1 protein-coding gene is annotated in these 2,848 nt (G+C 49.7%); it reads left to right on the top strand.

The genetic code is table 11. The features are described 5' to 3' along the window. A partial coding sequence (locus AC07XU_RS18310) for a beta strand repeat-containing protein (RefSeq protein WP_494945080.1) occupies positions 1-2,848 on the top strand: 2,848 nt, incomplete at both ends.

The following is a 2,848-nucleotide window of genomic DNA, read 5'->3' as shown; positions in this document are numbered from 1 at the left end:
CCTGTTTCGGCGGTAGCAATGGTGCTGCTTCGATAAACATACCAACAGGTGGAGCGGGAGGCTATACCTATAACTGGACACCTGGCAATCCAACCGGAGACGGTACCAGAAGTGTTACCGGCCTTACTGCCGGCACCTGGACGGTAACCGTTACCGATGCCAATGCTTGCACCTCGACACAGTCATTCGTAATTACTCAGCCTAGCTCAGTGGTTTCTGGAACTACGGTTGTTACAAACATAGCCTGCAATGGCGGTAGTACAGGGTCCATCAACCTTACGCCGACAGGCGGAACAGCCCCTTATACCTTCAACTGGAGCGGCGGAGTAACTACCGAAGACAGGACAGGCCTTGTCGCTGGAACGTACAGCGTGACCATTACCGATGCGAACGGCTGTACGGGAACGGTAAATGCGACAATAACCCAACCTGCCTCGTCCGTTTCGGGAACGACGGTTGTAACAAACATAGCTTGCTTTGGCGGCTCAAACGGATCGATCAATCTTACGCCAACAGGCGGAACAGCTCCCTATACCTTTAACTGGGGCGGTGGAGTAACTACCGAAGACAGGACAGGTCTGGCCGCTGGAACATACAGCGTAACCATTACCGACGCGAACGGCTGTACTGGAACGGTAAATGCGACTGTTACCCAGCCTGCCTCAGCTATCTCCGCAACCACGGTGGTTACCAATGTTTCATGCAACGGCGGCTCAAATGGTTCCATCAACCTTACGCCAACTGGCGGAACAGCTCCCTATACATTTGCATGGACAGCAGGTCCAACTACCGAAGACAGGACAGGCCTTGTCGCTGGAACATACAGCGTGACCATTACCGACGCGAACGGCTGTACTGGAACTGTAAATGCGACTATTACGCAACCAACGGCAATTTCTGCCACTACCGTGGTAACGAATGTTTCATGCAACGGCGGCTCAAATGGGGCGATCAATCTTACGCCAACAGGCGGAACAGCTCCTTATACATTTGCATGGGTTGGAGGGCCAACTACTGAAGATAGAACAGGTCTGGCAGCTGGAACGTACAGCGTTACCATTACCGATGCCAACGGCTGTACAGGAACAGTAAATGCAACTATTACCCAACCTAGCTCAGTAATTTCTGGAACTACAGTTGTTACGAACATAGCCTGCTTCGGTGGCTCAAACGGAGCGATCAATCTTACGCCAACAGGCGGAACAGCTCCTTATACTTTTGCATGGGCTGGAGGGCCAACTACCGAAGATAGGACAGGCCTTACTGCTGGAACTTATACTGTTACCATTACCGATGCAAACGGATGTACGGGAACGGTAGGTGGAATAACCGTTACCCAGCCAACAGCGATTACAGTTACACCAAGTTCTCAAATCAATGTTGCCTGCTTCGGCGGTAGCACAGGTGCTGCGGCGATAAATACGCCAACAGGTGGAGCGGGCGGCTATACCTATAACTGGACACCTGGCAATCCAACCGGAGACGGTACTAGAAGTGTTACCGGCCTTAGTGCAGGTACCTGGACGGTAACCGTTACCGATGCCAATGCTTGTATCTCTACACAAACATTCATAATTACACAACCTACATCAGTAGTATCTGGAACTACTGTTGTTACAAATATAGCCTGCTTTGGCGGCTCAAACGGAGCGATCAATCTTACGCCAACAGGCGGAACAGCTCCTTATACATTTGCATGGGCTGGAGGGCTAACTACTGAAGATAGAACAGGTCTGGCAGCTGGAACGTACAGCGTTACCATTACCGATGCGAACGGCTGTACCGGAACGGTAAATGCGACAATAACCCAACCTGCCTCGTCCGTTTCGGGAACGACGGTTGTAACAAACATAGCTTGCTTTGGCGGCTCAAACGGATCAATCAATCTTACGCCGACAGGCGGAACAGCTCCCTATACCTTTAACTGGGGCGGTGGAGTAACTACCGAAGACAGGACAGGTCTGGCCGCTGGAACATACAGCGTAACCATTACCGATGCGAACGGCTGTACTGGAACGATCAATGTTAATTTAACAGCTCCTGCAGCTCTTGTAGCTACGGCAGGAACTGTTACAAATGTAAACTGCAATGGTGCAGCTACTGGGTCTGCATCTGTAAATGTAAGCGGTGGAACACCAGGTTATACTTACCAATGGTTACCAAGTGGTGGAACAGCTTCATCAGCTACTGGACTTGTAGCTGGTACTTATACCGTTACCATTACTGACGCAAATGGTTGTACAACTTCACAAAGCTTTAACATAGCCCAACCTACAGCGGTTATTTTGGCAAGTGCCAGTCTTTCTCAAGGGATTGTTGCTTCATCATATAGCAAAACCTTTACTGCGAGTGGTGGAAGCGGAAGCTTTGATTATGAGATCTCTGCTGGTGCATTACCTTCTGGACTTGTATTAAGTACAGCTGGTGTTCTTTCGGGTACACCAACTGTTTCGGGGACTTTTGGATTTACTGTGAAGGCTACTGAAAGCGGTTGTGGTCAATTTGTATCAACGGCTTATTCACTAACGATCAATGCAGGAGGACAGACCATTAGCTTTGGTGCGATCCCTACAAAAATATTCGGAGATGCCCCATTTACCCTAACTGGAACTTCAACTTCGGGATTAACATTAAATTACGTTTCTTCGAATACAGCTGTTGCGACCATTTCTGGTTCAACGGTTACGATTGTGGGCGCTGGAACGACTACAATTACCGCCTCACAGGCAGGCAATGCAAATTACAATTCGGCAACTGCTGTAGATCAGCTATTGACGGTTGGCAAGGCAACTGCTACGATTACCCTGAGCGGACTTTCGCAGGGCTATGACGGAACGGCCAAAGCTGT

Source organism: Pedobacter sp. GW456-11-11-14-TSB4 (assembly GCF_059424425.1).
This window is presented reverse-complemented; position numbering and strand designations above follow the sequence as displayed.